6 protein-coding genes are annotated in these 7,270 nt (G+C 66.0%); all 6 read left to right on the top strand.

All coding sequences use genetic code 11. The features are described from left to right. A partial coding sequence (locus ACSAMQ_RS12585; RefSeq protein WP_435395969.1) for a hypothetical protein occupies nt 1-463 on the top strand: 463 nt, incomplete at its 5' end. Between the two features lie 59 nt (nt 464-522). Then, nucleotides 523-1,872, top strand: coding sequence for an XVIPCD domain-containing protein (locus ACSAMQ_RS12580; protein WP_435395968.1), 1,350 nt, complete (start codon nt 523-525; stop codon nt 1,870-1,872). Nucleotides 1,873-2,343: 471 nt separating this feature from the next. Further along, on the top strand, nt 2,344-2,643 hold the full coding sequence (locus ACSAMQ_RS12575) for a YciI family protein (protein WP_435395967.1): 300 nt from the start codon (nt 2,344-2,346) through the stop codon (nt 2,641-2,643). Next, nucleotides 2,643-2,930, top strand: coding sequence for a BolA family protein (locus ACSAMQ_RS12570; RefSeq protein ID WP_435395966.1), 288 nt, complete (start codon nt 2,643-2,645; stop codon nt 2,928-2,930). The genes ACSAMQ_RS12575 and ACSAMQ_RS12570 overlap by 1 nt, the downstream gene beginning before the upstream one ends. Nucleotides 2,931-3,096: 166 nt before the next feature. Further along, nucleotides 3,097-4,137 (top strand): LacI family DNA-binding transcriptional regulator, encoded by a 1,041-nt coding sequence (locus ACSAMQ_RS12565; RefSeq protein WP_435395965.1) that lies wholly within the window; start codon nt 3,097-3,099, stop codon nt 4,135-4,137. Nucleotides 4,138-4,241: 104 nt separating this feature from the next. Continuing rightward, nucleotides 4,242-7,262, top strand: coding sequence for a TonB-dependent receptor (locus ACSAMQ_RS12560; protein WP_435395964.1), 3,021 nt, complete (start codon nt 4,242-4,244; stop codon nt 7,260-7,262). Nucleotides 7,263-7,270 lie beyond the last annotated feature (8 nt).

Below are 7,270 nucleotides of genomic sequence, written 5' to 3'. Positions count from 1 at the left end.
AGCGGCCCAGCCCGCGCCGGCCACGACCGCTGCGGAGCCCGCCGCCGCGGCGGTGCAGTTGCCGGCCGAGGCCTGCGTCAAGAGCGAAGAAGGCTTCGCCACGTTCTTCGAGCAATTCGTCTACGGGGGCAACGTACGCTCCGCCTACACCGCGCCGCAGCTCGAGATCCGCGACCTGAAGGACCCGGGCAAGCTGTTGGAGACGCAGACGCCGCAGCAGGCCGGGCCGTTCAAGATCGCCCTGGTCGACCACCAGTGGTCCTATGACGAACCGGGCAAGCAGGCCGGCGAATTGGACCGGGTCAAGATCGACCGGACCCTGAGCGGCGACCGCATGCGGGTCGACTTCGTCAAGGCCGAGTTCTCGCCCGACGAGGAGGTGGTCAAGACCCTCGGCAAGCCGGAAGCCTATGTATTCGAGTTCAAGCAAGGGTGCTGGCAGCTGACCCAACAGCTGCGCTGAACCCGGTCTCCCCGCCAGCGGGAGCCCGCCCGGAACACCCATCGACAAGGAGAAGTACGATGCCCAAATATTCGATCGTCGAATCGGTCGGCCGCGACGTCCAGCACGTCCACGACTACGAAGACCTCGAGCGCCACCACCCCAGCCGCGGCAACGAGCGCGGCCGCGTCTACGGCACCGTCAACGGCGAGCGCGAGGAACTGCTCGGCAACTACGCCGGCACGCCGACCGTCTCGCGCGACGGCGACCACTACGTGTCCAAGGACTTCGTGCTGCAGGCCGGCGGCTCCAGCGCCGTCGCCGTGCCCGCGGTCGCCAACGGCTACATCGGCCGGGTCGACCCGCGCGACGGCATCGTCCAGATCTACGACCGTCCGGCCAACGACCCCAACCGCGAGATGATCGCGCAGTACCGGCACATGGACCTGCGCAACACCGAGCTGAAGGTCGGCGACCGGGTCGAGTACGGCCAGCCGCTCGGCATCCAGGGCGGTTTCAACAAGGGCGACCCGAACGCGTTCGGCAAGCACGTCCACATCGACATCAACACCGGCTACCTGCCGCAGATGGAGCGCTACGTGCGCGACATCGACAGCGGTGCGATCAGCACCGACCGGCGCCCGCCGCATTCGGACAACCTGACCGGCCCGGCGCAAGTCAGCAACGTCTCCGGCAACGGCCGCGCCGTGCACACGCCCGGCGGCCCCGGCTCGACCACCCAGGCCGCGGCGATGGCCGACGGCGTGCTGCGCAAGGACGAGCGCGGCCCCGAGGTGAAGGCGATGCAGGAACAACTGGCGCGGCTCGGCTACAAGGACGCGCAGGGCAATGCGATCGTCGCCGACGGCAAGTTCGGCCAGCACACCAAGGAAGCGGTCGAGGCCTTCCAGCGCGACCACAACCTGAAGGTCGACGGCATCGCCGGCGCGCGCACCCTGGGGGCCTTGAAGACGGCCGAGCCGGCGCAGGCTCATGCTCACGATGAGCAAGCGCACAGCCCGGCGCGCACGGCCGACCCGGCGCGTGCGCCCTTGCTGTCGGATGCGAGCCATCCGAACAATGCGATGTTCCGCCAGGCGGTCGACGGCCTGGAGAAGCTCGGCCCGCAGGCCGGCTTCAAGAACCGCCAGGAAATCGAGAACGCCGCGGCGACATTGACCTACGAGGCCCGCGTCAGCGGCCTGACCAAGATCGACCACGTCGCCTTGAATGCCAACGGCAACGGCCTGTTCGCGGTGCAGGGCGGCCTCAACGACCCGACCCACCACCGCGCCTACGCCGACAAGGGCATCGCGGCCGGCCAGCCGGTCGAGCAATCGAGCCAGCGCCTGCAGCAGGACGTGCCGCAGGTGCAGCAGCAAGGCCAGGAGCCGAAGCCGCAGCAACAGGCGCGCCCGATGATGGCGTGATCGCGGACGGCGGGCGAGTACGAACGGCCTGTACTCAAGCAGTGCAGGCCGTTTTATTTTGAGTTATGCGCGGCATCGTCAGATCCGGCTCAGTGCCCTGAACCGACGGCTCCGGAGCCGCGGTGGACGATCGCTCATCTACTGGATTCAACAATCGGGACCGCGACGGGTGTATCCGCTTCACCGTCGACGCTTTCGATGATTCCGCCGATTGTGGATCGAACTCGTATCCGGTATCGAGGCACGCGGCAGCGACGGCGACCAATGCGGCGCATAGCCGTCTGTAGCGGAGGACTCGAAGGCGTCTGGCGAGCCCGAATCCTGGGCGGGTCCCTTCGGCATCGAACGAGAGGCCTATCCGGCTTCAATCGCTGAACCTCGTGCGAATTACTCGCAGACGTCGCCGCGTACGGCGTGCGCGCCGGTAGAATGCGCGTACCGATGCGTCCCTCACGAGGTCGAAGTCCAGGCATGTGGTATCTGATCGAAGGTTATGACGTCGCCGACTCCTTGCCCGCGCGCGGCGCGGCGCGTCCCGCGCATCTGGCGCGCCTGGCCGCGTTGCGCGACCAGGGCCGCCTGTTGCTGGCCGGGCCGTGCCCGGCGATCGATGCCGAAGACCCGGGTCCGGCCGGTTTCAGCGGCAGCCTGATCGTCGCCGAGTTCGAATCGCTCGAGGGCGCGCGCGCCTGGGCCGATGCCGACCCCTATGTCGATGCCGGCGTGTACGCGCGGGTCGAGGTGCGTCCGTTCCGCAAGGTGCTGCCGTAATGGCGCTTCCGCGCGAGCAACGCGTCGAAGCGATCCGCAACGCGATCGAGACCGCCCTTGCGCCGGTCGCATTGGAGATCGAGGACGAAAGCCACAAGCACGTCGGCCATGCCGGCGCGCAGGACGGGCGCGGGCATTTCCGAGTCGCGGTGGTCAGCAGCGCTTTCGTCGGCCTGAACCCGATCGCGCGGCACCGCGCGGTGTATGCCGCGGTCGGCGAGCTGATGACCACCGACATCCATGCCTTGACGATCAGCGCGCGCGCGCCCGGCGAACAGCGCGGATAAGCAGTCGCACAGCAGGGCGCCAAGCCGCACGGCGCATGTCGCGCTGCAACATGCGCGCCGGTGCCGAAGCCGCTAAACGCTTTTCATAACAAGCGCTTTACACTTGTTCTTGAAAACGTTTACAGTCGGGCGACTTTCCAGCCGCGAGGGGCGGTCCAGGAACGTGATGAGCGTGACGATCAAAGATGTCGCCCGCGCGGCGCAGGTGTCGGTTGCAACGGTGTCGCGGACCTTGAACGGCCATGGCAACGTGGCCGAGGAGGTCAGGCGCCGCGTGCTCGCGGTCGCCCAGGACCTGCGCTACACGCCGCACGCCGCCGCGCGCAGCCTCAGCAGCCGGCGCACCCATACCTTGGGCGTGGTCCTGCCGGACCTGCACGGCGAATTCTTCTCCGAACTGGTGCGCGGCGTCGACCAGATCGCGCGCGAGCACCGCCTGCACTTGTTGGTGTCGAGCTATCACGGCCGGCCGGAAGAGCAGGCCGCGGCCTTGCGCGCGATGCGCGGCCGCGTCGATGGGTTGCTGGTGATGTCGCCCTATGTCGCGGCGCAGGCGCCGATCGTCGACGAACTCGATGCGGCCATGCCGATCGTGCTGATCAATACCCAGAGCGCGGTGCCCGGCCTGTTGTCGCTGAGCGTCGACAACTACGGCGGCGCCCAGGCCATGGTCGAGCATCTGGTCGATTGCGGCCATCGCCGGATCGCCTTCATCGCCGGTCCGGAAGACAATTTCGATGCCCACGAGCGCCTGCGCGGTTACCGCGATGCGCTCGCGCGGCGCTTGCCCGACGCGCAGGAGTGGGTGCTGCCGGGCCAGTTCGACGAGGCCTCCGGCCACAGAGCCGGACAGGCCTTGCTGGCCGCGCCGCATCGTCCGGACGCGGTGTTCGCGGCTAACGACATGATGGCCCTGGGCTGTCTGTTTTCGTTCGTGCAGGCCGGCCTCAAGGTACCCGACGACATCGCGGTAGCCGGGTTCGACGATATCCCGCTTGCACGCTATGTCCACCCGACGCTCACGACCATGCGGGTCAATATCGCCGAGCTCGGTGCCCGGGCGGCGCGTCTGCTGTTGACGCAACTGGGTACCGAAGCGGCTGCACAGGAGCAGCAACCATCCATGGAAGAGCCTCGGCAGCCCGAACCGCTGCGGCCGGAACTGATCGTGCGCGAGTCCGGAGTACGCCGAGGGGGCGGTGGCTGATCGCGTCGAAAAAAATTTGGACGAACGTGTAAGCGATTACAGAGCAGAGAGTGCTCCGCCGTTGCCACCTTGCAGTACGTGCTCCTTGGAGGGAGGAAAGCATCATGAATCCACACCATTCGCGTTATCCGAACCACAGTTCCGTCCATGTCAGACCCAGCCGCACGCTGCTGGCCTGCGCGCTCGCCAGCTGCCTGGCGATGGCCGCGCCGATCGCCTTCGCCCAAGGCACCGCCGCGACCATCCGCGGCGTGGTCAGCGGCAATGCCGGGCCGGCCGCGAATGCCAGCGTCACCGCGACCAATCTCGCCAGCGGCCTGACCCGCAAGGTCCAGACCGGCGCCGGCGGCCAATACACCCTGGCCGGCCTGCCGCCGGGCACTTACCGCATCGACGTCAGCGCCGATGGCCAGAGCAATACCCGCAACGTGACCGTGGCGGTCGGCCAGGCCGCGACGCTCAACGTGTCCACCGGCGGGGTGGCCGAAACCGCGCCGGCGGGCGAGGCGACCGACCTGGACAAGGTGACGGTGACGTCCACCGCGCTGGTCGAGACCAAGACCTCGGAAATCGCCACCTACGTCAGCAACAAGCAGATCGCCTCGTTGCCGCAGGCCTCGCGCAACTTCCTCGCCTTCGCCGACATCGTGCCGGGCGTGCAGTTCACCACGGGCACCGAAGGCTCGACCACGATACGCAGCGGCGCCCAGCTCAGCAGCGGCATCAACGTTTATGTCGACGGCGTCGGCCAGAAGGATTACGTGCTCAAGGGCGGCATCACCGGCCAGGACTCGAGCCGCGGCAATCCGTTCCCGCAGCTCGGCATCGCCGAATACAAGGTGATCACCTCCAACTACAAGGCTGAGTACGACCAGCTCAGCAGCGCCGGCATCACCGCGGTGACCAAATCCGGCGGCAACGAGTTCCACGGCAGCTTCTTCTGGGACTACACCTCGGACCAGTGGACCGCCAAGACCGTGCGCGAGGAGAAGGGCGAGCTGCCCAAGGCGCAGTCCAAGCAGGAGCAGTACGGCGCTTCGTTCAGCGGCCCGCTGATCCAGGACCGGATGCACTTCTTCGTCACCTACGAAGCCAAGGAATACAACTCGCCGCGCTCGATCATTCCCGGCCGTAATTTCCGGGTCGACCAGCTGCCGGCGCAGTTCCAGGAGATGGCGCGGCAGTCGCCGAGCGCGCCCTTCAAGGAAGACCTGTATTTCGGCAAGATCGACTGGACCCCGGGCGATGCGCACCTGATCGAGTTCACCGCCAAGTACCGCAAGGAAGACGAGCTGACCAACATCGGCGGCGCGCGCTTGCCCGAATACGGCACTCTCAAGGCCGGCGAGGAGACCCGCCTGGACCTGCGCTATCAGTACAGCGCCGAGAATTGGCTCAACGACGCCCACCTGACCTTCGAGGACGTCACCTTCGGTCCGCGTCCGGCGACCCTGGCCAACGGCTACAACCTGCGCGTTCCCAAGGAAGGCCAGGAGGGGCGCAACAACCCCGACATGGAAGAAGTGCTGTACTTCGGCGGCGGCGGCGACTTCCAGGACAAGGGCCAGAAGGGCTACGCCTTCCAGAACGACTTCACCTGGAACGGCTGGGACGGGCACACGATCAAGGCAGGCGTCAAGTACAAGGTCGTCGACATCACCGCGATGGAGAAGCAGCCCTTCTCGCCGCAGTACCGTTACGACATCCGCAACTTCGCCACGCCCTACGAGGTGCTGTTCTCCGGCACCGCCGGCGACTTTCCGCCGAGCGTGAAGTCGCGCAACAAGCAGTTCGGCATCTACCTGCAGGACGACTGGGAGGTCAACGAGCACCTGACCTTGAACCTGGGCCTGCGCTGGGATTACGAGAGCACGCCGAGCTACGAGGATTTCGTGACTCCGGCCAACCTGGTCGCGGCGTTGAACGCGTTCCCGAACATCCACAACGCCAACGTCGACTACGACATCAACGACTACATCAGCACCGGCAACAACCGCAAGGCCTTCAAGGACGGCTGGCAGCCGCGCCTGGGCTTCTCCTACGATCTCAACGGCGACGAACGCCATGTGATCTTCGGCGGCGCCGGACGCTCCTACAACCGCAATCAGTTCGACTACCTGTCGTACGAGCGCTACCGTCTCGCGTTCCAGCAGAACACCTATCAGTTCAATTCGCCGAACCATACCTGCACGGTGACGCCGACCGGCAACTGCTTCAACTTCGACCCCAGCTTCTACGACCCCGAAGTGCTGGCCGCGCTCGCGCGTCAGCGGCCGAACGCCGGCAGCGAAGTGTTCCTGCTCAACAACGATCTGAAGACGCCGTACTCCGATCAGTTCAGCCTGGGCATGCGCAACGCCTTCGCGATGTTCGGCCAGGACTGGAATTCCTCGGCGACGTTGGTCCATATCCGCAGCCACGACGGCATCCTGTTCTCGCTCGGCAACCGCCGCCCGGACGGCACCTTCTTCCCGCCCGGCGTCAGCTTCGGCAGCGCGCCGTTCGGCGAAACCTTGCCCGGCTTCGGCAAGTTCTTCATCGGCAATAACGCGGTGGAGACCAAGACCAACCAGGTGCTGCTGTCGCTGGACAAGCCGTTCACCGACGAGAGCGGCTGGGGCGTGAGCTTCGCCTACACCTATACCGACGCCAAGGAAAACCGCAACAACTCCGACATCTTCACCTTCGATTATCCGAACCTGGATGAGGTCGGTTTCACCCGTGCGCTCGGCATTTCCAAGCACCGGTTCGTCGCCACCGGCATCATGGATTTCTACGGCATGACCTTGTCGGGCAAGCTGACCTTGGCCAGCCCGGAGGCGGAGGACTCGCTCAACTGCATCACCAACGGGCCGGACCACTGCTTCTTCCAACCCTACACCCCGGGCGACACGATCGGCTTCAAGCAGTTCGACCTGGCTTTGCAGAAGGAGTGGGATACCGGTACCGACTTCAAGTTCTGGGTCCGCGGCGACGTGCTGAACGTGTTCAATTGGCGCAACTACATCGATTACGACACCTATCGCGGTAGCGTCGGCGATCCGAACGAACGCCTCGGCGAGCGCCGCGACAACATCGCGTTGCCGACCCGCAGCTTCAAGCTGTCGATGGGCTTCAACTGGTAAGCGACAGG

This window comes from Lysobacter sp. 1R34A (genome assembly GCF_051217035.1).
GTDB lineage: Bacteria > Pseudomonadota > Gammaproteobacteria > Xanthomonadales > Xanthomonadaceae > Lysobacter.
Note: the sequence above shows the minus strand (reverse complement) of the source record. Positions and strands in the feature narration are given on the sequence as shown.

Coding starts and splice junctions, on each gene's coding strand:
- ACSAMQ_RS12580 (WP_435395968.1), top strand. CDS start 523: ATGCCCAAATATTCGATCGTCGAATCGGTCGGCCGCGACGTCCAGCAC.
- ACSAMQ_RS12575 (WP_435395967.1), top strand. CDS start 2,344: ATGTGGTATCTGATCGAAGGTTATGACGTCGCCGACTCCTTGCCCGCG.
- ACSAMQ_RS12570 (WP_435395966.1), top strand. CDS start 2,643: ATGGCGCTTCCGCGCGAGCAACGCGTCGAAGCGATCCGCAACGCGATC.
- ACSAMQ_RS12565 (WP_435395965.1), top strand. CDS start 3,097: ATGAGCGTGACGATCAAAGATGTCGCCCGCGCGGCGCAGGTGTCGGTT.
- ACSAMQ_RS12560 (WP_435395964.1), top strand. CDS start 4,242: ATGAATCCACACCATTCGCGTTATCCGAACCACAGTTCCGTCCATGTC.